The organism is Streptococcus sanguinis (assembly GCF_019929145.1).
GTDB classification, from domain to species: domain Bacteria; phylum Bacillota; class Bacilli; order Lactobacillales; family Streptococcaceae; genus Streptococcus; species Streptococcus sanguinis_U.
Window position 1 is genome coordinate 586,523 of record NZ_JAHZOW010000001.1, and the last position, 25,556, is coordinate 612,078.

25 protein-coding genes are annotated in these 25,556 nt (G+C 42.2%); 24 read left to right on the forward strand and 1 reads right to left on the reverse strand.

Going from position 1 to position 25,556, the window contains the following annotated elements; translation table 11 throughout:
- Positions 1-10: 10 nt before the first annotated feature.
- Positions 11-694, reverse strand: a complete 684-nt coding sequence (locus K1I94_RS02935; RefSeq protein WP_223314343.1) for a phosphopantothenate--cysteine ligase — start codon at positions 692-694, stop codon at positions 11-13.
- 132 nt (positions 695-826) lie between these two features.
- On the opposite strand from K1I94_RS02935, the gene K1I94_RS02940 reads away from it, so the two are divergent.
- From K1I94_RS02940 to lpdA, 24 genes are all read left to right on the forward strand, one after another.
- On the forward strand, positions 827-1,387 hold the full coding sequence (locus tag K1I94_RS02940; RefSeq protein ID WP_223314344.1) for a hypothetical protein: 561 nt from the start codon (positions 827-829) through the stop codon (positions 1,385-1,387).
- Positions 1,388-1,579: 192 nt separating this feature from the next.
- On the forward strand, positions 1,580-3,250 hold the full coding sequence (locus K1I94_RS02945) for a formate--tetrahydrofolate ligase (RefSeq protein ID WP_223314345.1): 1,671 nt from the start codon (positions 1,580-1,582) through the stop codon (positions 3,248-3,250).
- A gap of 76 nt (positions 3,251-3,326) precedes the next feature.
- Entirely contained in the window at positions 3,327-3,854 is a 528-nt protein-coding gene (locus K1I94_RS02950) for a GNAT family N-acetyltransferase (RefSeq protein ID WP_223314346.1), read from the forward strand.
- A 2-nt stretch (positions 3,855-3,856) separates the two neighbouring features.
- Positions 3,857-4,468 (forward strand): DUF5052 family protein, encoded by a 612-nt coding sequence (locus tag K1I94_RS02955; RefSeq protein WP_223314347.1) that lies wholly within the window; start codon positions 3,857-3,859, stop codon positions 4,466-4,468.
- A 3-nt stretch (positions 4,469-4,471) separates the two neighbouring features.
- Positions 4,472-5,125: a DNA alkylation repair protein gene (locus K1I94_RS02960; RefSeq protein WP_223314348.1), complete on the forward strand. Its 654-nt coding sequence runs from the start codon at positions 4,472-4,474 to the stop codon at positions 5,123-5,125.
- A complete protein-coding gene (locus K1I94_RS02965) occupies positions 5,122-5,646 on the forward strand; it encodes a GNAT family N-acetyltransferase (RefSeq protein WP_002915176.1) in 525 nt (174 codons plus the stop codon). The genes K1I94_RS02960 and K1I94_RS02965 overlap by 4 nt, the downstream gene beginning before the upstream one ends.
- Positions 5,647-6,168: 522 nt before the next feature.
- Positions 6,169-7,245: an aspartate-semialdehyde dehydrogenase gene (locus K1I94_RS02970; protein WP_223314349.1), complete on the forward strand. Its 1,077-nt coding sequence runs from the start codon at positions 6,169-6,171 to the stop codon at positions 7,243-7,245.
- A gap of 79 nt (positions 7,246-7,324) precedes the next feature.
- Positions 7,325-8,260 (forward strand): 4-hydroxy-tetrahydrodipicolinate synthase, encoded by a 936-nt coding sequence (gene dapA / locus K1I94_RS02975; RefSeq protein ID WP_002902934.1) that lies wholly within the window; start codon positions 7,325-7,327, stop codon positions 8,258-8,260.
- Between the two features lie 243 nt (positions 8,261-8,503).
- Complete coding sequence (locus K1I94_RS02980; protein WP_002895476.1) at positions 8,504-8,842, forward strand: ATP cone domain-containing protein; 339 nt, start codon at positions 8,504-8,506, stop codon at positions 8,840-8,842.
- 141 nt (positions 8,843-8,983) lie between these two features.
- Positions 8,984-9,835 carry a ribosome biogenesis GTPase YlqF gene (ylqF, locus tag K1I94_RS02985; protein ID WP_223314350.1) on the forward strand — a complete coding sequence of 284 codons (852 nt, stop codon included), beginning with the start codon at positions 8,984-8,986 and terminating at the stop codon, positions 9,833-9,835.
- On the forward strand, positions 9,822-10,586 hold the full coding sequence (locus K1I94_RS02990) for a ribonuclease HII (protein WP_223314351.1): 765 nt from the start codon (positions 9,822-9,824) through the stop codon (positions 10,584-10,586). Before ylqF ends, K1I94_RS02990 begins: the two co-directional genes overlap by 14 nt.
- 17 nt (positions 10,587-10,603) lie before the next feature.
- Positions 10,604-11,446, forward strand: coding sequence for a PRD domain-containing protein (locus K1I94_RS02995; RefSeq protein ID WP_223314352.1), 843 nt, complete (start codon positions 10,604-10,606; stop codon positions 11,444-11,446).
- Positions 11,422-11,985, forward strand: coding sequence for a sugar O-acetyltransferase (locus K1I94_RS03000; protein WP_002902928.1), 564 nt, complete (start codon positions 11,422-11,424; stop codon positions 11,983-11,985). Before K1I94_RS02995 ends, K1I94_RS03000 begins: the two co-directional genes overlap by 25 nt.
- 131 nt (positions 11,986-12,116) lie before the next feature.
- Entirely contained in the window at positions 12,117-12,959 is an 843-nt protein-coding gene (gene dprA / locus K1I94_RS03005; protein ID WP_125378458.1) for a DNA-processing protein DprA, read from the forward strand.
- Positions 12,960-13,043: 84 nt separating this feature from the next.
- On the forward strand, positions 13,044-15,137 hold the full coding sequence (gene topA / locus K1I94_RS03010) for a type I DNA topoisomerase (protein ID WP_223314353.1): 2,094 nt from the start codon (positions 13,044-13,046) through the stop codon (positions 15,135-15,137).
- Between the two features lie 57 nt (positions 15,138-15,194).
- Complete coding sequence (locus tag K1I94_RS03015) at positions 15,195-15,689, forward strand: phosphoribosylanthranilate isomerase (protein ID WP_223314354.1); 495 nt, start codon at positions 15,195-15,197, stop codon at positions 15,687-15,689.
- 93 nt (positions 15,690-15,782) lie between these two features.
- Positions 15,783-17,117: a methylenetetrahydrofolate--tRNA-(uracil(54)-C(5))-methyltransferase (FADH(2)-oxidizing) TrmFO gene (gene trmFO, locus K1I94_RS03020; protein WP_223314355.1), complete on the forward strand. Its 1,335-nt coding sequence runs from the start codon at positions 15,783-15,785 to the stop codon at positions 17,115-17,117.
- A gap of 114 nt (positions 17,118-17,231) precedes the next feature.
- Entirely contained in the window at positions 17,232-18,056 is an 825-nt protein-coding gene (locus tag K1I94_RS03025) for an alpha/beta hydrolase (protein WP_223314356.1), read from the forward strand.
- A 32-nt stretch (positions 18,057-18,088) separates the two neighbouring features.
- The gene (locus K1I94_RS03030) at positions 18,089-18,829 is read left to right on the forward strand and encodes an esterase family protein (RefSeq protein ID WP_223314357.1); all 741 of its coding nucleotides are present in this window, start codon (positions 18,089-18,091) and stop codon (positions 18,827-18,829) included.
- A gap of 12 nt (positions 18,830-18,841) precedes the next feature.
- Positions 18,842-20,008, forward strand: a complete 1,167-nt coding sequence (locus K1I94_RS03035; protein WP_009660321.1) for an ATP-grasp domain-containing protein — start codon at positions 18,842-18,844, stop codon at positions 20,006-20,008.
- A gap of 222 nt (positions 20,009-20,230) precedes the next feature.
- The gene (locus K1I94_RS03040) at positions 20,231-21,199 is read left to right on the forward strand and encodes a thiamine pyrophosphate-dependent dehydrogenase E1 component subunit alpha (protein ID WP_223314358.1); all 969 of its coding nucleotides are present in this window, start codon (positions 20,231-20,233) and stop codon (positions 21,197-21,199) included.
- Positions 21,200-21,217: 18 nt separating this feature from the next.
- Positions 21,218-22,210: an alpha-ketoacid dehydrogenase subunit beta gene (locus tag K1I94_RS03045; RefSeq protein WP_002900354.1), complete on the forward strand. Its 993-nt coding sequence runs from the start codon at positions 21,218-21,220 to the stop codon at positions 22,208-22,210.
- Between the two features lie 463 nt (positions 22,211-22,673).
- Positions 22,674-23,717: a dihydrolipoamide acetyltransferase gene (locus tag K1I94_RS03050; protein WP_002921207.1), complete on the forward strand. Its 1,044-nt coding sequence runs from the start codon at positions 22,674-22,676 to the stop codon at positions 23,715-23,717.
- 78 nt (positions 23,718-23,795) lie between these two features.
- Positions 23,796-25,502: a dihydrolipoyl dehydrogenase gene (gene lpdA, locus K1I94_RS03055; RefSeq protein ID WP_223314359.1), complete on the forward strand. Its 1,707-nt coding sequence runs from the start codon at positions 23,796-23,798 to the stop codon at positions 25,500-25,502.
- Positions 25,503-25,556: the final 54 nt, after the last annotated feature.

Genomic DNA, 25,556 nt, shown 5'->3' on the forward strand with positions numbered 1-25,556 from the left:
TTAATCCTCCTTATGTATTGTGTATATGCAGGCAGAGGAGCTGAGCAATTTCTTCTTTGGATTGAGCTTGAGTTACAGTATCTTTTCCGACGAGATAGGCTCTGTGCCCATGGTTAGAAATCTCTGTCAAATCATTGGCGACGATAATTTCTGCTTGATTTTTTATGAGACTGTCTCGTGCGGTCTTGAGTAACTCTTCCTTAGTAACATTGACCAAGAGTTTGAATCCAATCAAGCGAATGGCTGGATTCCATTTTTTTACCAGGCTGATGACTTTTGGAGTCTTTTTGAGAAAAAGGACTTGAACATCATCCTGAGAAGAAATTTTGCTTTCTGAGTTAGTCTTATTCAAAAATTCAGTCATGTCAGGGCTAGCCGCTACATCTTCCAAACCAGTCATGTAGACGGGAGTATAGTCAGAAACAGCCATTGCATGAATCAGTACATCATGTGTGTGAACGAGCGGCTTCAAGCTTTCAAGCAGTTCTGCAACATTTTCAATCTGGACAATGGTAAGATTGGGATGAGCTGCCGGTCGAACAGCCTTGGGAGTCGTCACCAGAGTCACCTGATCGCCCTTGTCTAGGAAAGTTTCAGCTATGATTTTCCCAAGCCGGCCTGTCGAATGATTGGTAATAGAGCGGACACGGTCGATTTTCTCGCTGGTCCCGCCAGAAGTAATCAATATGTTCATAGCACTATTTTACAAGAAAAAAGAAATTTAGTAAAATAATTCTAATTGCAGAGTGTCACAGCGGAAAAGTGACTAATCCAAAAGTGAACTGCAGTGTTTATTGAAACTAAAATTTAGATATGGAGAAAAATAATGAATAAAGATGATTATGAATTTGCATTTTTTGCTGGTGAAAAATATTATATATCATCAGTTGTTGGAATTATAATGTCGATAATTTTCCCTTTGTTTTTAATAGCAAGTATACAAGGTCATGACAGTGAACACGACTTGGGGTCTTCGTCAAGCTATAGCTATTCGAGCGCTTCTGCAGAAAAAGGGAGCGTTGAAGGTTTTTTAATATTCTTTGCAATTATTGCGTCTGTGATTATTATCACACTAATTGTAAGAAGTATGAATGCAGAAAAAGATAGTAAATACCCTATTTTAGCGGGGACAGCTGAAGAAATGGTTTTTCGATTAAGCAATGGGAACGTTCATTTTTTGGAATGGGAAATAATTGACAGTATTTCTCACAAGAAAGTCGTTGACGTTGATGAGGATGGTGGTAGTAGTACTTCCCATTATATTTGTCCTAAAACTAAGAAAGGAGAAGTGTTTGAGATCTCCATTTCAAAATTAGATGAGAATTACAGTGATATCCAGCAAGTTTTGCACAAATATCATCCAGAAATTTCTTTGATAGACTTCTAGAATAAAAACAAAATAAGTTTTTCGTAGTGATAAGTAGATGGATTATTTCTAAATCAACTTAGAGGAACATCATGCCATTGATTGCCAAGCTGATATTTAAAAACCGAACATTAAAATCTATTTAGAGTTTAATTGTGTAGATTTTGCTCTTTTTTGTTATAATCTTTATATTAATTGATAGAGGAGTTCTTGATGAAAACAGATATTGAAATTGCTCAAAGTGTTGAATTGCAGCCTATTGTTGATGTGGTGAAAAAAGTTGGTATCGACTATGATGACTTGGAACTATATGGTAAGTATAAGGCCAAGCTCAGCTTTGATAAGATTCGTGAGGTTGAAAAAAATCCTGTCGGCAAACTGATTTTGGTAACGGCAATCAATCCGACCCCTGCTGGAGAAGGTAAGTCAACTATTACCATTGGACTAGCAGATGCGCTCAACAAAATTGGCAAAAAAACTATGATTGCCATCCGCGAACCGTCTTTGGGACCGGTGATGGGGATTAAAGGAGGAGCTGCTGGCGGCGGTCACGCGCAGGTTTTACCGATGGAAGATATCAACTTGCATTTTACTGGAGACATGCACGCAATTACGACAGTTAACAACGCCCTGTCTGCCCTCATTGACAATCATCTTCATCAGGGAAATGCTCTGGGAATCGATCAACGCCGCATTATCTGGAAGCGGGTAGTTGACCTAAATGACCGGGCTCTTCGACATGTGACTGTTGGCTTAGGAAGTCCGGTGAACGGTATTCCACGCGAAGATGGTTTTGATATCACGGTCGCTTCTGAAATTATGGCGATTCTTTGCCTAGCTACGGATATTGAAGATTTGAAAAAGCGCCTAGCTAATATTGTTATTGGTTATCGCTATGACCGCACACCAGTCTATGTTCGTGACCTTGAGGTAGAAGGTGCCTTAGCTTTAGTCTTGAAAGATGCGATTAAACCAAATCTGGTTCAGACTATTCATGGTACACCAGCCTTTGTTCATGGTGGACCGTTTGCCAATATTGCTCATGGCTGTAACTCTGTTTTAGCGACTAGCACTGCGCTGCGCTTGGCTGATTATACGGTGACTGAAGCAGGGTTTGGTGCGGACCTTGGAGCTGAAAAATTCTTAGATATTAAAACTCCAAACTTACCAACTTCTCCAGATTCAGTCGTAATTGTCGCAACCTTGCGAGCCCTCAAGATGAATGGCGGTGTGGCTAAGGATGAACTTACAGAAGAAAATGTCGAGGCGGTCAGAGCTGGATTTGCTAATCTCAAACGTCACGTTGAAAATATCCGCAAGTTCGGTATTCCAGCGGTAGTAGCCATCAATGAATTTGTTTCAGATACAGAGGCTGAAATTGCTACGCTTAAGGAACTTTGTGCAGAAATTAAGGTGCCCGTTGAGTTAGCTAGCGTCTGGGCTGATGGCGCTGAAGGTGGTGTATCTTTGGCTGAGGCTGTAGTCAAAACCATTGATGAAGAACCAGCTCATTACACTCGCCTCTATGACAATGATTTATCTATTGAAGAAAAAATCGAGAAAATTGTCAGAGAAATCTATCGAGGTTCCAAAGTGAACTTTGAGAAAAAAGCGCAGACTCAGATTCGCGAAATTGTCAAAAACGGCTGGGACAAGCTGCCAATCTGTATGGCCAAAACACAGTATAGCTTCTCTGACAATCCTGCAGCTCTTGGTGCACCAGAAAACTTTGAAATTACCATTCGTGAACTGGTACCAAAACTTGGAGCAGGTTTTATCGTGGCTTTGACAGGAGATGTCATGACCATGCCAGGATTGCCAAAACGTCCTGCAGCACTCAATATGGATGTGGCAGCAGACGGCACAGCGATTGGACTATTTTGATCTTGGTTTAAAAGGCTCTTTACGAGCCTTTTTTGGTATAATAGTGAAAATAATGAGAATAGAATATGGAGACAACATGAACATTAGATTTGCAAGACCATCAGATGCTGCGACCTTGCTTGATATTTACGCGCCTTTTGTAGAGAATACAGCCATCACTTTTGAATATGAAGTACCGACCATTGAGGATTTTGCAACTAGGATTGAGAAAATATTGGAAAAATATCCTTATCTGGTAGCGGAAGAAGATGGTTTAATTTTAGGTTACGCCTATGCTTTGACCTATTATGTGCGTGCCGCCTATGATTGGGCGGTAGAATTGTCCGTCTATGTCAGGCAAGATGCTAGAGGAAAAGGAGTCGGCAGCAAGCTTTATGATGAGCTTGAAGACCTGTTAGATCAGATGGGATATATGCATTTTCTAGCCTGTATTTCTCTGCCTAACGAAGCTAGCCTGGCTTTGCATCGAAAAAGAGGCTATCAGCAGGTGGCGTATTTCCCTAAAATGGGCTATAAATTCGAGCGTTGGCATGACATTGTTTGGCTGCAAAAGTCCTTAGACAAGCAAGCTGGCCCCATCAAACTTTTAAAAGAAATGGAGTAAAAATGATGAAAAAGAAACATTTATTAATAACTCTTCTAAGCGTTACCCTTTTGACTTTGAGCGGCTGTCAGGCAGTTGAAAATTGGTTCAAAAATGCCAAGGAGGAATGGTTGGGGTTGGAGATGACGGTTCGCACCTATGATGAGAATTCCCAACTCATTGACCAGATGTCGGGCAAGTCACTATCCATCTCGCGTAACGAGGAGTTTGACTCAGTTGATGAGGAAGGAAATTCTAAAGAAGATTCATCAGTTCTCAAAATAACCTTGGGTAAGTATGAGATTGACCATGTAGGCTCTTCCTTGATTGCAGAAGAAAAAGGCTTGAAAGATGTCTTTGCTCAATATCAAAAGACTGCAGATGTTGAGGAGAATAGCCATTCTGTCCCTGTTTTAAATCGCATGATTTCAGCCTTTAAAAACGACTTTACCGGAAAGAAAAAGGTTGTTCTGATTCGCTCTCAAAACGGCACTCCGTTGGCTGCCTATGCTGGAGACCGTGTTTCTCTTGATAAATCTGATGCTCCCAAAACCTCTGAATTGCTGATTGACGGCAAGCGCCTCGTGATTTACCGCTGCGACTACACTATTTATGACCGTGAATTGCTGGAGTAAGATATGGATGTAGAGGAATTGGTAAAAGAGTTAAAAGCTGTGGCTAACCCTGATGATGCAGTTGCTATGAAAGCCTATATGAAAAATAAATTTGAGTTTCTAGGAGTCAAGACTCCGGCCAGGCGGAAACTCGCAAAGGCTTTTTTCAAACAGCATACTGATTCCGTCATTGACTGGAATTTTATAAATGAAGCTTGGAATAATCCCTATCGAGAACTGCAGTACACTGCGCTAGATTATCTGGAGATTCGCAAGAAACTATTGACACCATCTGACTTTTCACGTTTGAAAAAGCTGGCCCAAACAAAATCTTGGTGGGATACCTTTGACTTTTTGGACCGCTTGGTTGGATCAATCATTGCTCGATTTCCAGAAACCAAAGAGATTATTTTAGCTTGGAGTTGTGATGAGGATATCTGGCTGAGGCGCTTGGCTATCAATCATCAGCTGCTGCGAAAAGAGGAAACAGACACAGAGTTGCTAGAGAACATTTTAGTCAATAATCTAGGCCAAACAGAATTCTTTATTAACAAGGCCATCGGCTGGGCGCTGAGAGATTATTCCAAAACCAATCCAGACTGGGTCAGAGATTTTATAGAACGGTATCGAGCAGAAATGGTTGCCCTTAGTATTCGAGAGGGAAGTAAGTATTTATGAAACAGATTTATTTAAAATATCTAGAAGAGAAGGATTACTCTGTTTGGCTGGAAGGATTTTCCAATAGACTGTCTTCTCAATCACCATTTGATGATGGACTTTTAGATATGACAATTTGTACAGAAAGTTGGTTTGCGGATTTGGTGGCTAAGCACCGTGATTTTCGAGAGAAAGACCAACAGTATATTTGGGGAATTTATGATGCAAAAAGCGGAAAACATGTAGGTATGGTTAATTTATTTGTGCTAGCTAGAGACGATTTCCAATGGGCGGAAATAGGCTATACGATACATAATCAATTTTGGCGTCAGGGTTACGCCAGAGCTATGTTAGAAGAACTCAAGAAAGTCAGTCGCGAACTAGGATTTCATCGTTTAGAAGCACATGTTGATCTACAGAATATCCCTTCGCAAAAATTACTAGAGCAAGCTGATTTCTATCGTGAAGGAGTACGGAAACAATTCCAAAAAGAAGGTCAAGAATGGAAAGATAGACAAGTTTTTGTTTATATTTTAGATTAAATACCTTGACAAAACGGAAAAAGATAAGGTAAACTATATTTCGTGCGATGAGTCGATATGCAGATTTTCTGCAAATTGAAGCATGGGAGGTCATAACGCAGGAGCGGACCTTGATCAGTTGTGTGAACCTGCTGATCACACGAAAGTGCCCTTATCCCCAGTCTACGGATTGGGGATTTTTCTATTACTCTTGATGAAACAACTTCGCAGAAGGCAGTTGAGTCGTAGAGCAATGGATGCAGTTTTGTTCGTGAGAACAAAATCTGTAAACCTTGAAACTTCTCTTAGAGAGGAAAGAAGGTTAGTTGAAGCCGAGCTTAGAGACATTGATACTGAGACGGTCGAAGTCGTGAGTGCTATTGCTCTTGATGAAACGAGTCCGCAGGAGGAAGTTGAGTTGGTGTGTTTTATCAAAAGATCGCACTTATATTCTTCTATTCTTCAGAAATATTTGCATTTTTTCCTAAAAATAGTATAATACTAACAATACAAAATTTTTTGAAAATTCAGAGAGGTTATCGCATGGGATATACAGTTGCTGTAGTAGGTGCCACTGGTGCCGTTGGATCTCAAATGATTAAAATGCTGGAAGAATCTAGCCTTCCAATTGATAAAATACGCTATCTGGCGTCTGCTCGTTCAGCTGGTAAAGTTCTCCAGTTCAAGGGACAAGATATTACTATCGAAGAGACGACTGAGACGGCTTTTGAAGGTGTAGATATTGCTCTCTTCTCAGCTGGCGGTTCTACTTCAGCAAAATTCGCTCCTTACGCAGTCAAAGCTGGAGCAGTAGTGGTCGATAACACCTCTTATTTCCGTCAAAATCCCGATGTTCCTCTGGTTGTTCCAGAAGTCAACGCCCATGCTTTAGATCAGCACAAGGGAATTATCGCTTGTCCTAACTGCTCGACAATTCAGATGATGGTGGCTTTAGAGCCTGTTCGTCAGCAATGGGGGTTGGAACGTATCATCGTTTCAACTTATCAAGCTGTTTCTGGTGCAGGTATGGGAGCCATTCTTGAAACTCAAGCTCAATTACGCTCTGTTCTAAATGATGGTGTAAATCCTAAGGATGCGGAAGCCAATATCCTGCCGTGTGGCGGTGATAAAAAGCATTATCCTATTGCCTTTAATGCCTTACCTCAGATTGATGTCTTTACAGATAACGACTATACTTACGAAGAGATGAAGATGACTAAGGAAACGAAAAAAATCATGGAAGATAATTCTATTGCTGTTTCTGCGACATGTGTCCGTCTTCCTATCTTGTCTGCTCACTCAGAGTCTGTCTACATAGAGACTAAGGAAGTTGCACCTATTGACCAGGTAAAGGCAGCAATTTCAGCCTTTCCTGGTGCTATTCTGGAAGATGATGTAGCTCATCAGGTTTATCCGCAAGCAATCAATGCTGTTGGTAAGAAAGAAACCTTTGTTGGCCGAATTCGTAAGGATCTTGATGCTGAAAAAGGAATCCACATGTGGGTTGTTTCAGACAATCTTCTTAAGGGGGCGGCTTGGAATTCTGTTCAAATCGCAGAGACACTGCATGAGCGTGGTTTAGTTCGTCCAACAGCAGAAGTTGTTTTTGAATTAAAATAAAGTGACCAAGGAAACTTGACGGCACAGGGTTGAATAATCGTTCTTTCAACCCTCTTTTCGTATAAAGAGAGGTAAGTTTATGGCGTATGCGGATCTGAAAAACTGTAAAATCATCACAGCTTTTATTACTCCTTTTCATGAAGATGGTTCCATCAATTTTGAAGCTATTCCAGACTTGATTGAGCACCTTTTGGCGCATCATACGGATGGGATTTTGCTGGCTGGAACGACTGCTGAAAGTCCAACCCTGACACACGATGAAGAGTTGGAGCTATTTGCGGCAGTTCAAAAGGTTGTCAAGGGGCGTGTTCCTTTGATTGCCGGTGTCGGTACCAACGAAACGCGCGACTCTATCGAATTCGTCAAAGAAGTAGATGAATTTGGTGGTTTTGCAGCTGGTCTTGCTATCGTTCCCTATTATAACAAACCTTCTCAAGAAGGCATGTATCAGCACTTTAAAGCCATTGCGGATGCTTCAAACCTGCCTATCATTATCTACAATATACCTGGACGGGTAGTAGTTGAGATGACACCTGAGACTATGCTGAGGTTGGCAGAACATCCAAATATTATCGGCGTTAAAGAATGTACCAGTCTGGCGAATATGGCCTATCTGATTGAGCATCGTCCAGAGGAGTTTCTGATTTATACTGGTGAGGATGGCGATGCCTTTCATGCTATGAATTTAGGGGCTGATGGAGTTATCTCAGTTGCTTCTCACACAAACGGTGATGAAATGTTTGAAATGCTGGATGCTATTGAGCACAATGACATCAAAAAAGCAGCAGCCATCCAACGGAAATTCATCCCTAAAGTCAATGCCCTTTTCTCTTACCCAAGTCCAGCTCCAGTCAAGGCAGTCCTTAATTACTTAGGATTTGCAGCTGGCCCAACCCGCTTACCTCTTGTGCCAGCGCCTGAAGAAGATGCTAAACGCATTATCAAGGTTGTGGTTGATGGTGATTACCAAGCAACCAAAGAGACGGTTAAAGGCGTCCTGAGACCGGATTATTGATTGATAAAATTGAAAGAAATATTTCTAGAAAGGATTGCCCAGAGCAGTCCTTTTTATATGGACTTTTTAGGCTAAAGAAAAAAGGAAGCTTCCTTTGAAAAATATTGGAAAAAATTATATAATGTTAAGGTGTAGTCTAGCTTCCAGAATTCTTTTTGAGCAGACTATAGACAACTGGACTGGCAGCAGTCATGTTAGAGTTTTACATTAGATTAGAAATATATAATATAAAAGGAGTTTTTTATGCAAGTTATTAAACGGAGCGGTGAGGTTGTAGAATTTGACCCAGATAAAATCTATCAAGCAGTTTTAAAGGCAGCACAGACTGTCTATGTGTTGACAGATGATTTGCGTCAGAATTTAGCGCAGGTTACAAAGAAAGTGGTTCTGGATTTGGAAGAAGCTAAGGTTGAGCGTGCGACGATTAGCATGATTCAGTCCATGGTTGAAAGCCGCCTCTTGGGTGCAGGTTATATTACTATTGCAGAGCATTATATTTCTTATCGTTTGCAGCGCGATTTAGAGCGCAATGGCTATGGAGATCATATCGCTGTGCATCTGCATTTTGAGCAAGTAAGATAAAGTTAGAAAGCCTGCTAGGGCTTTTTTTGCTCTTGCGGTAGAGAGTATCACTTTAGCATTCACCCGCTTAAATTCTAGAAATATGTTAAAATAGTTAAAGATATAAAATTTTAACAATGATATTCGTTGAAAGGATAAATTATGGCAACGATTCAATGGTTTCCGGGTCATATGTCTAAGGCACGGAGACAGGTACAGGAAAATATTAAGTTTGTTGATTTTGTGACGATATTGGTTGATGCCAGGCTTCCTTTATCCAGTCAAAATCCTATGCTGACTAAGATTGTGGGTGACAAACCCAAGCTTTTGATTTTAAACAAGGCTGATTTGGCTGACCCTGTTCGTATTAAAGAATGGCAGAGCTATTTTGAAAGCCAAGGGATTCCGACCTTATCTATTAATTCCAAAGAGCAATCTGCTGTTAAAAAAGTAACGGATGCAGCTAAGAAACTTATGTCTGATAAACTGACGCGACAGAAAGAAAGAGGAATTCGCATCGAAACCCTGCGTACCATGATAATCGGCATTCCCAATGCTGGTAAATCAACCCTCATGAATCGCTTGGCTGGTAAGAAAATTGCCGTTGTAGGGAATAAGCCAGGTGTGACCAAGGGTCAGCAATGGCTCAAGTCAAATAAAGATTTGGAAATCTTAGATACACCAGGAATACTCTGGCCTAAGTTTGAAGATGAGACGGTTGCTCTCAAGCTTGCACTGACTGGTGCTATTAAGGATAATCTGCTGCCTATGGATGAGGTGACGATTTTCGGCCTTAATTATTTTAAGGAGCATTATCCTGAGGAGCTGACAGAACGCTTCAAGCAGCTGGATCTAAGCCAAGAAGCGCCAGACATGATTATGGATATGACCCAAAAACTTGGCTTCCGCGATGACTATGACCGTTTTTACAGTCTTTTTGTCAAAGATGTCCGCGATGGCAAGTTAGGTCGATATTGCTTGGACATGGTTGGAGAACTAGATGGCAACGATTAAAGAAATCCAGCAACGTTTAGAGTTAGTGACTGATTTGGCTGATCCTTTTCTGGCAGAAGCGGCTAATGACCAGCGCAGCGGAGTTCAAAAGGCGATTGAAAAGCGTAAAAGAGCCATTCAGGCGGAGTTAAACGAGGAACTGCGTCTGGAGCAGATGTTACGGTATGAAAAAGAGCTTTATAAAGCCGGTTACCAAGCAATAGCTGGAATTGATGAAGTCGGCCGCGGTCCTCTAGCTGGACCAGTTGTCGCTGCAGCTGTTATCTTACCTCCAGGATGTAAAATTAAAGGGCTCAACGATAGTAAAAAAATTCCCAAGAAAAAACATCAAGAAATCTATCAGGCAGTTCTAGATAAAGCTTTGGCGGTCGGTATTGGCCTGATAGACAATGAGATTATTGACCGAGTCAATATATACGAAGCGACCAAGCTTGTTATGAAAGAGGCTTTGTCTAAGCTTTGTCTCAAGCCAGATTATCTGCTGATTGATGCTATGAAGTTAGATATTGATATCCTACAAGAGTCCATCATCAAAGGCGATGCTAATTCGCTATCTATCGCAGCAGCCAGTATTGTGGCTAAGGTTACTCGAGATAAGCTGATGGCAGACTATGACAAGGAATTTCCTGGCTATGATTTTGCGCAAAATGCTGGTTATGGGACCAAAAGTCATTTGCAAGGACTGGAACGAAATGGCGTAACTCCTATTCATCGCAAGACATTTGAACCAGTAAAATCCATGTGTGAATAGGCACGAAGAGGTGAGGCATGCTTATCAGTAAAATCTTAAACAATAATGTGGTGATTTCTGAAGAAAACCAAGAAGAAGTTATTCTCATGGGACGAGGACTGGCCTTTGGTAGAAAAGTTGGCCAGGAGATTCCAGATGAGCTGATTGATAAAAAGTATGTCTTGTCAGAAAATAGACGACAGCTTCTGATGGAGTTGCCAGCAGAGGTCATGGAAATGTCGGATAAGATTGTTTCTTTCGCAAGGGAGAAACTGCAGAAGAAGCTCAAAGACACTGCTTTTCTGGCGATGGCAGATCATATCCACGGAGTCTTGCTGCGCTTGGAAGATGATATTTATCTCAAAAATTTCCTCATGTGGGATATTAAACGCTTTTTTCCTATCGAGTTTGAGGTTGGTCAGTATGCCAAACAGCTTTTGAGCGCTTATGTCAGCAGGGAACTTCCAGATGATGAAGCAGCTTTTATGGCGCTGACCCTGGTCAATGCAGAGCTGGAAAATGGCGACGGAACTGCGCGTGATTTGACTATGATGATGGAGGAAATCATGACCATTGTCAAGTACAGTTTGGAAATTTCTTTAGATGAAGAAGATATCTACCTAGAGCGCTTCATGACCCATCTAAAATTTTTCTGTGAGCGAGTTCTGACTGATAGAGGCCACCGTGATTTAGAGGACAATGAGATGTTTGACTTACTTAAATGTAAGTATCCCTTGGCTTATGAGACAACTAGGAAGATTGCTGAATTTTTAAAGCAAACCAGAAATTACCAAACATCAGAGGATGAACAACTGTACCTGACTATCCATTTGTCACGCATGAAAAGGAGGATGATATGCAAAGCGAATACGAAAAAATGATTGCTGGAGAGATTTACCGACCACAAGACAGTGAATTAAGAGAATTGGCAGCAAGGTCAAAGGAATTTCAATATCGTTTTAACCAAGAACAAGACAGTGTCAAGCGCACGGCTATTATCAAAGAATGGTTTGGCAGCACAGGGGAGAATCTTGCTATGAAGCCTGACTTGGTCTGTGATTATGGAATCAATATTCATCTAGGGGAGAATTTTTATTCTAACTGGAATCTGACTATGTTGGACGTTTGCCCGATTCGCATCGGAGATAATGCTTTGCTTGGTCCAAATTGCCAGCTTCTGACACCTCTTCATCCGCTTGATCCAGTGGAAAGAAATTCCGGTATTGAGTACGGAGCACCAATCACTATTGGTGATAATTTCTGGGCTGGCGGCGGTGTGACGATTCTGCCAGGCGTGACACTAGGAGATAATGTGGTAGTCGGAGCAGGAGCGGTTGTGACCAAGTCTTTTGGTGACAATGTAGTCTTGGCTGGCAATCCTGCTAAGATTATTAAGGAAATCCCTGTTCATAAAGAATAAAAGATGTGTTAAAGGTGATAGGCATAGAAACCAGCTATTGACAACATCAAATTTAATAGAATCGTAAAGAAGGAACTGTATTGCAGTTCTTTTTTTGAACTTTTTTACGAATAAGAAAGTGAGGTGAAAAAATGAATAATTTTGAGATTTATAAAATGAAAAAAGCTGGTTTGACTAATCATCAGGTTTTAAATGTTTTGAGATACGCCGAGAGTAAAGATGGCAAGCTTTCTCTGCGAGATAAGGCTGTCGTATCTGAGTGCCGCAATCCTGCACTCTTTATAGAGAAATACAAGAGGCTTGATTTACCAGCTTTGAAGGAAGAATTTGAACTTTTTCCGTCCTTTTCTATCTTGGATGATATTTATCCTTGGGATTTATGTGAAATTTACGATGCCCCGACTTTGTTATTTTATCAGGGAAATCTAAATCTACTAGAATTGCCCAAAGCTGCGGTCGTTGGCAGTAGAGACAGCAGCAAGCAAGGAAATGCCTCAGTACAAAAGATTATCAAAGAGCTAAATAATGAATTGGTTATCGTCAGCGGGCTGGCTCGAGGGATTGATACAGCAGCTCACATGGCTGCTCTACAAAACGGAGGTCAGACCATTGCTGTCATTGGGACGGGATTAGATGTCTTCTATCCCAAGGCTAACAAAAAATTACAAGCTTACATTGGCAAAAATCATTTATTGCTGACAGAGTATGGTCCAGGTGAACAGCCTTTGAAATTTCATTTTCCAGAGCGAAATCGTATCATCGCTGGTCTCTGTCGAGGCGTCATCGTGGCAGAAGCTAAGATGCGTTCAGGCAGTCTGATTACCTGTGAGCGAGCCATGGAAGAAGGGCGAGATGTCTTTGCTATTCCGGGGTCAATTTTAGATGGAAAATCTGACGGTTGCCATCATTTGATTCAAGAGGGCGCAAAGTGCATCACATCAGGCTCTGACATTCTTTCTGAGTTTGATTTTTAAAACAAGTTTTCCTATAAGAAAAGTTAGCAGTTGACATCTATCAAAAAATAGTTTAAACTCTATGAGATTTATTTCTTATAGAAGGTGTCTAAATTGGTAACAAAAACAAAGAAAAAGTCTACGACCAAGAAAAATCTTGTCATCGTAGAGTCGCCTGCCAAGGCAAAAACAATAGAAAAATATCTGGGACGAAACTACAAGGTTCTGGCCAGTGTTGGGCATATTCGTGACCTGAAAAAGTCTACTATGTCCATTGATTTTGAGAACAACTATGAGCCGCAATATATCAATATTCGTGGTAAAGGTCCCTTAATTAATGACTTGAAAAAAGAAGCGAAGAAAGCTAAGCAAGTCTTTCTGGCAAGTGACCCGGACCGCGAAGGAGAAGCTATTTCTTGGCATCTGGCTCACATTCTGAATCTGGATGAGAAAGAGAAAAACCGCGTTGTCTTTAATGAAATCACCAAAGATGCAGTCAAGAATGCTTTTAAAGAGCCGCGCCAGATTGATATGGATCTGGTCGATGCCCAGCAGGCTCGTCGAGTTTTGGACCGCTTGGTTGGTTATTCCATTTCTCCGATTCTCTGGAAGAAAGTCAAAAAAGGCCTTTCAGCTGGTCGGGTGCAGTCTGTCGCCCTCAAGCTGATTATCGACCGGGAAAATGAAATCAACGCCTTCAAACCAGAAGAATACTGGACTATTGACGGAACCTTCAAGAAAGGAAGCCGTCAGTTTCAGGCCAGCTTTTACGGTATGAACGGTAAAAAGATGAAGCTGACCAACAACGACGAGGTCAAAGAAGTCCTGTCTCACCTCAAGGGTGATGACTTTACTATCGACAGTGTCGAAAAGAAAGAGCGTCGACGCAATGCTCCACTGCCCTACACGACTTCCTCTATGCAGCAGGATGCCGCTAATAAGATTAATTTCCGGACACGTAAGACCATGATGGTTGCTCAGCAGCTCTATGAGGGGATTAATATCGGTTCTGGCGTACAAGGTCTGATTACGTATATGCGTACTGACTCGACTCGTATCAGTCCAGTAGCGCAGAATGAAGCAGCAAGCTTTATCACGGATAAATTTGGCGCTAAATATTCTAAACATGGCAGCAAGGCCAAGAACGCCTCTGGCGCTCAAGATGCTCACGAAGCCATTCGTCCTTCCAGCGTTTTCAATACTCCAGAAAGCATCGCAAAGTATCTGGATAAGGATCAGCTTAAGCTCTATACGCTGATTTGGAACCGCTTTGTAGCCAGCCAAATGACAGCAGCAGTCTTTGATACTATGAATGTCAAGTTGGGGCAAAATGGTGTCCAATTTGCTGCCAATGGCAGTCAGGTCAAGTTTGATGGCTATCTGGCTATTTACAACGACTCTGACAAGAATAAAATGCTGCCGGACATGGAAAAGAGTGATACCGTCAAACGTGTTAATACCAATCCAGAACAGCACTTTACACAGCCACCTGCACGTTATTCTGAAGCGACTCTCATCAAGACTTTAGAAGAAAATGGTGTTGGTCGTCCGTCTACCTATGCACCGACCATTGAAACCATTCAGAAACGATATTACGTTAAGCTGGTTTCCAAGCGCTTTGAGCCGACGGAATTAGGTGAGATTGTCAATTCATTGATTGTCGAATTCTTCCCAGGCATCGTAAATGTGAAATTTACAGCAGAGATGGAAGCAAAACTGGATGATGTAGAAGTTGGGAAAGAGCAGTGGCAGAAAGTTATTGACGAGTTTTATCGACCTTTTGAAAAGGAAGTCGCTAAAGCCGAGACTGAAATGGAGAAAATCCAAATCAAGGATGAGCCGGCTGGTTTTGATTGTGAGGTCTGTGGCAGTCCCATGGTCATCAAGTTGGGTAGATTTGGCAAGTTCTACGCCTGCAGTAACTTCCCAGACTGTCGTCACACTCAGGCTATTGTCAAGGAGATCGGCGTGACCTGTCCACAGTGCCAGAAAGGTCAAGTTATCGAGCGTAAGACTAAGCGAAATCGCATTTTCTATGGCTGTGATCGTTATCCAGACTGTGATTTCACATCTTGGGACAAGCCAGTTGGACGTAACTGTCCAAAATGTGACCATTATCTGATTGAAAAGAAAGTACGCGGTGGCGGCAAGCAAGTGGTCTGCAGCAATGGCGATTACGAAGAAGAAAAAGTGAAGTAGAAAACTTTACATAATTTATATTATGTAAAACATTTTCTGAAGAAGAGGTGCAGTTTTATGACAGATAAATTTGCAGAATTTCTAAAAATCGCGTCTCAACTGAACAAGATGGGAATTGTTCCACTGCTGATGGGCTCCTTGGGGCTGGAGCAGGTTACTGGTCAGGACTGGCAGGCGCGGGATATTGATATTCATGTTCATGGTGATGAACGTGGCTGGGAAGCACCAGATGAAGAGCGCATTTATGATATGGATAAGATTGAGCCCATGATGGAGCGCTTGGGCTATCGCTTAGTCGATCTGCACGAGCATGAATTTCAAAAAGAAGACTTATCTATTGAATTTGGAGTCATGGAAACCTTGGAGCCATTTTCAGGTGTGCCAATAGCGGAGCTGTCTCGAAAAGAAGTTGAAGGAGTTGAATTTCTACTGCCAACTGCAGAGCAATTTTTAGCTATCTACCGTGCTTCTTCCCAAGATTCTTACCGAAATGAAAATAACAATCATAAGGATTTTGCTAAGATTGCTTATTTGGAAAAAATGACAAAATGACGGACATTCAGGAATCCTCCTGTCTGTCTTTTTTACTATCTTTTTGTTATAATGGTCAGAGTGAAAATCTAGAAATATCCAAGGGAGAGTATCATGTCATCATCCTATATCAATGTTATCGGTGCTGGTCTGGCTGGTAGTGAAGCAGCTTACCAGATTGCCAAGCGTGGAATCCCAGTCAAACTCTATGAAATGCGGGGTGTTAAGTCAACGCCTCAACACAAGACTGCAGACTTTGCAGAACTGGTCTGTTCGAACTCTCTGCGAGGAGATGCGCTGACCAATGCAGTTGGTCTGCTAAAGGAAGAAATGCGGCGGTTGGACTCGGTTATCTTAAAGTCAGCAGAAGCGACTCGAGTGCCCGCTGGTGGTGCTCTAGCTGTTGATAGAGAAGGCTTTTCGCAGCTGGTGACGGAACTAGTAACCAATCATCCATTGATTGAGGTCATTCGTGAAGAAATCACAGAAATTCCAGAGGATGCCATCACAGTCATTGCGACAGGACCCTTGACCAGTGATGCTTTAGCAGAAAAAATTCACGCGCTCAATGGAGGAGATGGTTTTTATTTCTATGACGCAGCAGCGCCAATCATTGATGTCAATACCATTGATATGACCAAGGTCTATCTCAAATCCCGCTATGATAAGGGGGAAGCAGCCTACCTTAATGCTCCCATGACCAAGCAAGAATTTATGGATTTCCATGATGCTTTGGTCAACGCTGAGGAAGCGCCGCTCAATTCCTTTGAAAAAGAAAAATACTTTGAAGGCTGCATGCCTATTGAAGTTATGGCCAAACGTGGCATTAAAACCATGCTTTATGGTCCGATGAAGCCGGTTGGTTTAGAATATCCAGACGACTACCAAGGACCTCGAGATGGTGAATATAAGACGCCATACGCTGTGGTGCAGCTTCGTCAAGATAATGCAGCTGGTAGTCTTTACAATATTGTCGGATTTCAAACTCATCTCAAGTGGGGCGAGCAAAAACGAGTTTTTCAGATGATTCCTGGTCTGGAGAATGCAGAATTTGTCCGCTATGGGGTCATGCACCGAAACTCTTATATGGACTCTCCAAATCTGCTTGAACAGACTTTCCGTTCTAAAAAACAGCCAAATCTTTTCTTTGCAGGTCAAATGACTGGAGTTGAAGGCTATGTCGAGTCAGCAGCTTCTGGCCTAGTTGCTGGTATCAATGCCGCTCGACTCTTCAAAGGAGAAGAAGCACTTGTTTTTCCAGAAACAACAGCTATCGGAAGCCTGCCACATTATGTTACTCATGCTGACAGCAAGCATTTCCAACCTATGAATGTCAATTTTGGCATTATCAAAGAACTGGACGGCCCTCGGATTCGTGACAAGAAAGAACGTTATGAGAAAATTGCTGAGCGCGCCCTTCAGGATTTACAACCTTATTTGGATAAATAATCTATTTTCTATCATTATCTAATAAAATCATCAAAAAGTTAGGAAATTCCTAACTTTTTTGCTTATTTTGTGATATAATAAATAAAAATTTTGAAAATAGAAAGTTTTCTGAAAATGAATAAATCCTATTTTTACCTTGAAATGAAAACACATGAGTTAGTCGTTCCTTATACCAAGCAAAAGCGCCGTGTCCGCGTCTTGCTTCCAAAGAACTATAGCCAGGATACAGAGAAGACATATCCGGTCGTTTATTTTCATGACGGCCAAAACGTTCTCTATAGCAAGGAGTCTTTCAGCGGCCATTCGTGGAAGGTGATTCCGACAATCAAGCGTAATCCAGATATTGAAAAAATGATTGTCGTGGCTATTGATAACGATGGCCAACGGCGCATGAATGAGTATTCAGCTTGGAAATCCCAAGAGTCCAATATTCCTGGTATTCAGTTTGGCGGCAAGGGAACGGAGTATGCGGAGTTTGTCATGGAAGTCGTCAAGCCTTTCATTGACCAGCATTATCGGACCAAGTCGGATCGGCTGCATACGGCTATGATTGGCTCTTCTCTTGGGGGAAATATCAGCCAGTTTATCGGCGTTGAATACCAAGATCAGATTGGCTGTCTGGGCATCTTTTCATCAGCTAATTGGTTGCATCAGGAAGCCTTTGACCGTTATATTGAGAGAAAGACACTTCAAACTGACCAGCGAGTTTTCATTTATGTTGGGACGGAGGAGGCTGATGATACAGATAAGACATTGATGGCTGGCAACATCAAGCAGGCCTATATTGATTCATCGCTCAGCTATTTCCGACAGTTACTTGTATCTGGGGTCGATTTGGCAAATATTCAGATTAAGATCCAGTCTGGAGCTATTCACAACGAAATCGCTTGGGCAGAGCACTTGCCGGACTGTTTCCGTTTTATCAGCGAGAAATGGTAATCTAGTCAAACAGTGAGAAAGAGGTAGAAACTATGCATGTAGAATTTTTAAGTCATTGGAGCGGCAATCTAGGTCGTGAAATGTATGTCAATCGCTATGGTCATGCCGGGCTCCCAATTATAGTCTTCGCATCATCAGGCGGCAGCCACAATGAGTATGCTGACTTCGGTATGATCGAGGCATGCGCTGGCTTTATCGAGGCCGGCAAGATCCAATTTTTCACTCTCAGCAGCGTTGATAGCGAGAGTTGGCTGGCTGACTGGAAGCATCCTCACGACCGAGCGGAAATGCATCGTGCCTATGAGCGTTATGTCATCGAGGAAGCTATTCCTTTCGTCAAGCATAAGACAGGCTGGTTTGACCCTATGATGACGACAGGCTGCTCTATGGGCGCTTATCATGCTGTTAATTTCTTCCTGCAGCATCCAGATGTTTTCAATAAAGTGGTTGCCCTAAGTGGTGTCTATGATGCGCGTTTCTTTGTTGGTGACAATTTGAACGACGAAGTCATTTATCAAAACTCTCCAGCTGACTATATCTGGAATCAAAATGATGGCTGGTTTATTGACCGCTATCGACAGGCTGATATTATCGTTTGTACTGGCTTGGGCGATTGGGAGCAGGACGGTCTGCCTTCCTTCTACACGCTGAAAGAAGCTTTTGAGCATAAGAATATTCCAGCTTGGTTTGCTGAATGGGGCCATGATGTTTCCCATGACTGGATTTGGTGGCGTAAGCAAATGCCATATTTCCTCAATGAACTCAATCTTTAAAGGAGGTTTCCTATGAATTATATTGTTATTTCTCCCTACTATCCGCAAAATTTTCAGCAGTTTACCGTGGAACTGGCTAACAAAGGAATCACTGTTCTGGGAATCGGTCAGGAGCCTTATGACCAGCTAGACCAGCCTTTAAAGGATTCATTGACTGAATATTTCAGAGTAGAAAATCTTGAAAATCTTGACGAAGTAAAAAGAGCAGTTGCCTTTCTCTTCTACAAGCATGGACCTATTGATCGGATTGAGTCACATAATGAATACTGGCTAGAACTGGACGCAGAGTTGCGCGAGCAATTCAATGTCTTTGGAGCGAAGCCAAAAGACTTGAAAAAGACCAAGTTCAAATCAGAGATGAAGAAGCTCTTTAAAAAAGCAGGTGTTCCAGTCGTTCCAGGTCAGATTGTTAACACAGAAGCTGGTGCTGATTTGGCTGTCAAGAAACTTGGTCTACCCTTGATTGCCAAGCCTGATAATGGAGTAGGAGCAGCTGCAACCTTTAAATTGGAAACAGCAGAAGATGTCGAACGATTCAAGCAAGAATGGGATCACCAGACAGCTTATTTCTTTGAAAAGTTTGTCCAGTCTGGCGAGATTTGTACCTTTGATGGTTTGGTAGATAAGGACGGTCAGATCGTCTTTTCAACCACCTTTGACTATGCCCATACACCACTGGATTTGATGATCTATAAGATGGACAATTCCTATTACGTTCTCAAGGATATGGATCCAAAACTGCGTGCTTATGGAGAAGCGATTGTTAAAATTTTCGGCATGAAAGAACGCTTTTTCCATATTGAGTTCTTCCGCGAGGGTGATGATTATGTAGCCATTGAGTACAATAACCGTCCAGCAGGTGGCTTTACCATTGATGTCTATAATTTCGCCCACTCAATCGATCTTTACAGAGGCTATGCAGCGATTGTAGCAGGAGAGCCTTTCCCAGCTGCCCACATGGAGCCGCTGTATTGTCTGGCAACATCACGCCGTGCATCAACGAACTATGCTTACCCTGAGGCTGACTTGCTGGAGAAATACAGAGATAATTTCAAGGTTAAAAAAGACATGCCAGCCGCTTTTGCAGAGCTGCAAGGTGATTACCTCTATATGCTGACAACACCAAGCCGTGAGCAAATGGAGCAGATGATTGCAGATTTTGCTAAACAGGCAGATTAATCAGAAGCATGCTCTGCTATTATTTTCGTATAACAGTTTCAAAATAGTAAAAACTACTCTAGCACAAAAAGTTTGTGAAATTTCTATTTTGATGTCGAAAACCAGTTTATCCAATGGATTGACTGGTTTTTCTTTGTGAAATATAAGTGAGCAAAAGTTTTGACAGTGCTTACAGCTTTAGATAGAATTAAATAGAAGAATTATGCTTAGAAAGGCAAAAAAATGGCAACTTTAGATAAAAATCTTTTGTTAGAGATGTTCCGTAAGATGGAAGAAATCCGTCGCATGGACTTAAAAATTGCTCAACTTGTAAAAAAAGGAAAGGTTCCTGGAATGACTCACTTCTCAGTAGGTGAGGAAGCAGCCAATGTCGGTGCTATGCTGGCCTTGAATGAGGATGATTTGCTGACTTCTAACCACCGGGGACATGGTCAAGCTATCGCCAAAGGAATCAACCTCAATGAAATGATGGCGGAAATCCTAGGAAAATACACTGGGACCTGTAAAGGAAAAGGCGGTTCTATGCACATTGCTGACCTAGATGCCGGAAACCTTGGTGCCAATGGTATTGTCGGCGGTGGCATGGGAATTGCTGTCGGAGCAGCTCTGACCCAGCAAATGCAGAAGACAGGTAAGATTGTTGTCTGCTTCTTTGGTGATGGTGCTACCAATGAGGGCGTCTTCCACGAAGCAGTCAACATGGCTTCTATCTGGAATCTACCAGTTATTTTCTATTGTATTAATAACGGCTATGGCATTTCTGCTGATATCAAGAAAATGACCAATGTAGAGCACATTCACGAGCGCAGCGCAGCTTATGGTATTCCAGGTATGTTCATTGAGGATGGCAATAATGTCCTAGATGTTTATGAAGGTTTCCAAAAGGCTGTAGAGCATGTTCGAAGCGGTAATGGTCCTGTCTTGATTGAGAGCGTAACTTATCGTTGGTTGGGACACTCTTCTTCTGACCCAGGTAAATACCGTACTCGTGAAGAAGTAGAAGAATGGAAGAAGAAGGATCCAATCGAAAATCTTCGTAAATACTTGCTGGAAAACAAGATTGCAAGCGAGGAAGAGCTGGAAGCTATCCAAGCTGGAGTCAAAGAAGCAGTAGAAGCGTCTGTAAAGTTTGCAGAAGAAAGTCCATTCCCGCCGCTTGAATCTGCCTTTGAAGATATTTACGCAGACTAAAGAGAGGAGAAAAAGAAAATGGAAACTAAAACTATGTCTTTTCGTGACACCATTATCCTCGCTATGTCTGAGGAAATGCGTCGCGATGAAAATGTACTCTTGATGGGAGAAGATGTCGGAGTCTTTGGTGGAGATTTCGGAACATCTGTTGGTATGCTGGAAGAGTTTGGACCAGAGCGTGTACGTGACTGTCCGATTTCGGAAGCAGCTATCTCTGGCGCAGCAGCTGGAGCAGCTATGACAGGGCTGCGTCCAATCGTAGACATGACCTTTATGGACTTCTCTGTAATTGCCATGGATGCTATTGTTAACCAAGCTGCTAAAACTCGCTATATGTTTGGCGGAAAAGGACAAGTCCCAATGACTGTCCGTTGTGCGGCAGGTAATGGAGTTGGGTCAGCGGCTCAGCACTCTCAGTCTTTGGAATCTTGGTTTACCCACATTCCAGGGCTTAAGGTAGTTGCTCCAGGAACTCCGGCTGATATGAAGGGGCTTCTCAAGGCTTCTATCCGAGACAACAACCCGGTCATTATCCTGGAATACAAGTCTGAATTTAACCAAAAAGGCGAAGTGCCACTGGATCCTGAGTATGTAATCCCACTTGGTGTTGGTGAAATCAAAAAAGAAGGTACCGATGTAACAGTTGTTACCTACGGAAAAATGCTTCGCCGTGTCATGCAGGCAGCTGAAGAATTAGCAGAAGAAGGTATCTCTGTAGAAGTGGTTGACCCACGTACATTGGTGCCGCTCGATAAGGATATTATCATCAATTCTGTTAAGAAGACTGGAAAGGTTGTTTTGGTTAATGATGCCCACAAAACTAGCGGTTTCATTGGTGAAATTTCGGCGATTATTTCTGAGTCTGAAGCATTTGACTATCTAGATGCGCCAATCCGCCGCTGTGCAGGTGAAGATGTGCCAATGCCTTATGCACAAAACTTGGAAAATGCGATGATTCCGACCGTTGAAAGCATCAAAGACGCTATTCGGAAGACATATCATAAAGAATAAGGTATAATAAAGAAAAGGCTTTCTCACGAATTAGATTACATAAATTATTTTATGTAATCTAATCTTGTGTAGAGAGTCAAAGTAGCTAAAATTTTACTAATTACAGACAATCGTTATTCGGACCGGTTTTATCCGATGAGCGAATTAGTAAGTCTACTAGGTTGGTCGCCGATAGCGGTAACCGTAACAACTTGAGATACGTTTCGTATCCAAGTTACTTGTAGAGTTGAACACGGGCTAAAGTCTTTGTGAAAAATAAACTTTTCTCGAAACTAAAATTTCTTTGTTAAGTTTTCTATTTTCACTTTGATTGTTAACACCCTTAGTATGACTGGAACTGAATTCGGACGGAGGACTGCGAAAAAAAGATAGATTGCCTTGTGTTCATCGAACACAGCGTCAATCTCCTATCTTTTCATTGTCCTCTGCGTCCTTAATATCTTATAATAGAATTGGAGAGGTCATGGCTGATGATAAGCTAAGAGCGACTCCTGCAGCTAGAAAGTTAGCGGATGATTTGGGAATCAACCTCTATGATGTTTCTGGCTCAGGCGCAAACGGTCGTGTCCACAAAGAAGACGTGGAAACTTATAAAGATACAAACGTGGTGCGCATTTCACCACTGGCAAAACGAATTGCCCAAGAACACAATATTGCTTGGCAAGAGATTCAAGGAACTGGCCATCGTGGCAAGATTATGAAGAAAGATGTTCTTGCTTTCTTGCCTGAGAATGTTGAGAGCGATACAATCAAATCTCCTGCTCAAATTGAAAAAGCGGAAGAAGTGCCTGATAATGTCACTCCTTATGGTGAGATTGAGCGTATCCCAATGACGCCGATGCGAAAGGTCATTGCTCAGCGGATGGTAGAATCTTACCTGACGGCGCCAACATTCACCCTTAACTATGATGTTGATATGACAGAAATGCTGGCCTTGCGTAAAAAAGTGCTGGAACCAATCATGGAAGCAACTGGCAAAAAAGTAACTGTCACAGACCTGCTTTCGCTGGCTGTTGTGAAGACACTGATGAAGCATCCTTACCTCAACTCAACTTTGACAGAGGACGGCAAGACCATTATCACTCACAACTATGTCAACCTTTCAATGGCAGTCGGTATGGATAATGGCCTGATGACACCAGTTGTCTACAATGCAGAAAAAATGAGCCTATCAGAGCTTGTGGTAGCCTTTAAAGATGTAATCGGACGTACTTTGGAAGGCAAGTTAGCTCCAAGCGAGTTGCAAAACTCAACCTTCACAATCAGTAACTTGGGTATGTTTGGAGTTCAGTCCTTTGGGCCAATCATCAATCAGCCAAACTCTGCTATCTTGGGTGTGAGCTCAACAGTAGAAAAACCTGTCGTTGTTAATGGCGAAATTGTTATCCGTCCAATTATGAGTCTTGGCTTGACCATTGACCACCGTGTAGTTGACGGAATGGCTGGAGCTAAGTTTATGAAGGACTTGAAGGCTTTGATTGAAGACCCAATTTCAATGTTGGTATAAGATTTTCTTTGCTAGTTTAAAAAGTAAAGAAACGAAAGACTCAGCAAGTGAAAAATTAAATTAGAAAAGGAAAGAAAAATGGCTTTAGAAGTAATTATGCCAAAAGCCGGCGTGGATATGACCGAAGGGCAAATTGTCCAATGGAATAAGAAAGTCGGCGAATTTGTCAAAGAAGGGGAAATCCTTCTGGAAATCATGACTGACAAGGTCAGCATGGAATTAGAAGCCGAAGAAGATGGCTATCTGATTGCTATTCTCAAAGGTGACGGAGAAACTGTTCCAGTAACGGAAGTCATCGGTTACTTGGGAGAAGAAGGAGAAAACATCCCAACCGCTGGCGGCTCTGCTCCTGCGGAAGCACCAGCTCCTACAACAGCGGCAGTAAGTACAGATGATGATAAGAGTGATGATGCTTACGATATCGTTGTTATCGGTGGCGGACCTGCAGGTTATGTAGCGGCTATCAAAGCAGCCCAGCTGGGTGGCAAGATTGCCTTGGTTGAGAAGTCTGAGCTCGGCGGAACCTGCCTGAACCGTGGCTGTATCCCTACTAAGACTTACCTGCACAATGCTGAAATCATTGAAAGCCTTGGCCACGCTGCTAACCGCGGTATCATCATCGAAAATCCAAGCTTCTCAGTGGACATGGACAAGGTTTTGGAAACCAAAAACAAGGTTGTCAATACACTCGTTGGCGGTGTTGCTGGCCTTCTTCGCAGCTATGGCGTAGATGTTCATAAGGGAATTGGTACCATTACTAAAGACAAGAATGTTCTTGTAAACAGCAGCGAGCTGCTAGAAACGAAGAAGATTATTTTGGCTGGTGGTTCAAAAGTCAGCAAGATCAATGTTCCTGGTATGGAATCATCTCTTGTTATGACCAGTGATGATATACTAGAAATGAACGAAGTGCCTGAAAATCTGGTAATTATCGGCGGTGGTGTTGTCGGTATTGAGCTTGGACAAGCCTTCATGACCTTCGGCAGCAAGGTAACGGTCATTGAAATGATGGATCGTATCGTACCTGCAATGGATGCGGAAGTTTCTAAAAACCTTCGCCTCATTTTGGAGCGCAAGGGTATGACAATTCTAACTGAAACTAAGTTGGAAGAAATCATCGAAGAAAACGGAAAACTCCGTATCAAGGTTGAAGGAAAAGAAGATATTCTAGCAGATAAGGCCCTGCTTTCTATCGGACGCGTGCCAGACCTAGAAGGTATCGGTGAGGTTGAATTCGAACTGGATCGCGGCCGTATCAAAGTCAATGAGTACATGGAAACCTCTGTTCCAGGTATTTACGCACCAGGTGATATCAATGGTACTAAGATGCTGGCTCATGCTGCCTTCCGTATGGGTGAAGTTGCTGCTGAAAATGCTCTGAAAGGTAACCATCATGTTGCTAAACTCAACCTGACACCTGCAGCTATCTACACCCTGCCAGAAGTAGCAGCAGTTGGTTTGACAGAAGAGCAAGCTCGTGAGAAATACGATGTAGCGATTGGTAAGTTCAACTTCGCTGCTAACGGTCGCGCCATTGCTTCAGATGTAGCTCAAGGCTTCGTGAAAGTCATTGCCGACAAGAAGTATGGTGAAGTGCTCGGTGTTCATATCATCGGTCCTGCGGCGGCAGAATTGATTAACGAAGCATCCACCATCATCGAAATGGAAATCACTGTAGAAGAAATGCTTAAGACTATTCACGGTCATCCAACCTTCTCAGAAGTTATGTACGAAGCATTTGCAGATGTACTGGGATTAGCAGTTCACTCACCTAAGAAAAAATAATTTAAAAGATAGATTAGACTGGACATAAATCATTGTTCCAGTCTCTATCGTATA

Bases quoted from the DNA above. Each gene is read 5' to 3' on its own strand.
- K1I94_RS02940 (WP_223314344.1), top strand. From the start codon at position 827: ATGAATAAAGATGATTATGAATTTGCATTTTTTGCTGGTGAAAAATAT.
- K1I94_RS02960 (WP_223314348.1), top strand. From the start codon at position 4,472: ATGGATGTAGAGGAATTGGTAAAAGAGTTAAAAGCTGTGGCTAACCCT.
- trmFO (WP_223314355.1), top strand. From the start codon at position 15,783: ATGTCATCATCCTATATCAATGTTATCGGTGCTGGTCTGGCTGGTAGT.
- K1I94_RS02945 (WP_223314345.1), top strand. From the start codon at position 1,580: ATGAAAACAGATATTGAAATTGCTCAAAGTGTTGAATTGCAGCCTATT.
- K1I94_RS03035 (WP_009660321.1), top strand. From the start codon at position 18,842: ATGAATTATATTGTTATTTCTCCCTACTATCCGCAAAATTTTCAGCAG.
- lpdA (WP_223314359.1), top strand. From the start codon at position 23,796: ATGGCTTTAGAAGTAATTATGCCAAAAGCCGGCGTGGATATGACCGAA.
- K1I94_RS03025 (WP_223314356.1), top strand. From the start codon at position 17,232: ATGAATAAATCCTATTTTTACCTTGAAATGAAAACACATGAGTTAGTC.
- K1I94_RS02990 (WP_223314351.1), top strand. From the start codon at position 9,822: ATGGCAACGATTAAAGAAATCCAGCAACGTTTAGAGTTAGTGACTGAT.
- K1I94_RS03040 (WP_223314358.1), top strand. From the start codon at position 20,231: ATGGCAACTTTAGATAAAAATCTTTTGTTAGAGATGTTCCGTAAGATG.
- dprA (WP_125378458.1), top strand. From the start codon at position 12,117: ATGAATAATTTTGAGATTTATAAAATGAAAAAAGCTGGTTTGACTAAT.
- K1I94_RS02995 (WP_223314352.1), top strand. From the start codon at position 10,604: ATGCTTATCAGTAAAATCTTAAACAATAATGTGGTGATTTCTGAAGAA.
- ylqF (WP_223314350.1), top strand. From the start codon at position 8,984: ATGGCAACGATTCAATGGTTTCCGGGTCATATGTCTAAGGCACGGAGA.
- K1I94_RS03050 (WP_002921207.1), top strand. From the start codon at position 22,674: ATGGCTGATGATAAGCTAAGAGCGACTCCTGCAGCTAGAAAGTTAGCG.
- K1I94_RS02980 (WP_002895476.1), top strand. From the start codon at position 8,504: ATGCAAGTTATTAAACGGAGCGGTGAGGTTGTAGAATTTGACCCAGAT.
- K1I94_RS02965 (WP_002915176.1), top strand. From the start codon at position 5,122: ATGAAACAGATTTATTTAAAATATCTAGAAGAGAAGGATTACTCTGTT.
- K1I94_RS03000 (WP_002902928.1), top strand. From the start codon at position 11,422: ATGCAAAGCGAATACGAAAAAATGATTGCTGGAGAGATTTACCGACCA.
- K1I94_RS03030 (WP_223314357.1), top strand. From the start codon at position 18,089: ATGCATGTAGAATTTTTAAGTCATTGGAGCGGCAATCTAGGTCGTGAA.
- K1I94_RS03015 (WP_223314354.1), top strand. From the start codon at position 15,195: ATGACAGATAAATTTGCAGAATTTCTAAAAATCGCGTCTCAACTGAAC.
- K1I94_RS02950 (WP_223314346.1), top strand. From the start codon at position 3,327: ATGAACATTAGATTTGCAAGACCATCAGATGCTGCGACCTTGCTTGAT.
- K1I94_RS02970 (WP_223314349.1), top strand. From the start codon at position 6,169: ATGGGATATACAGTTGCTGTAGTAGGTGCCACTGGTGCCGTTGGATCT.
- dapA (WP_002902934.1), top strand. From the start codon at position 7,325: ATGGCGTATGCGGATCTGAAAAACTGTAAAATCATCACAGCTTTTATT.
- K1I94_RS02935 (WP_223314343.1), bottom strand. From the start codon at position 694: ATGAACATATTGATTACTTCTGGCGGGACCAGCGAGAAAATCGACCGT.
- K1I94_RS03045 (WP_002900354.1), top strand. From the start codon at position 21,218: ATGGAAACTAAAACTATGTCTTTTCGTGACACCATTATCCTCGCTATG.
- K1I94_RS02955 (WP_223314347.1), top strand. From the start codon at position 3,857: ATGATGAAAAAGAAACATTTATTAATAACTCTTCTAAGCGTTACCCTT.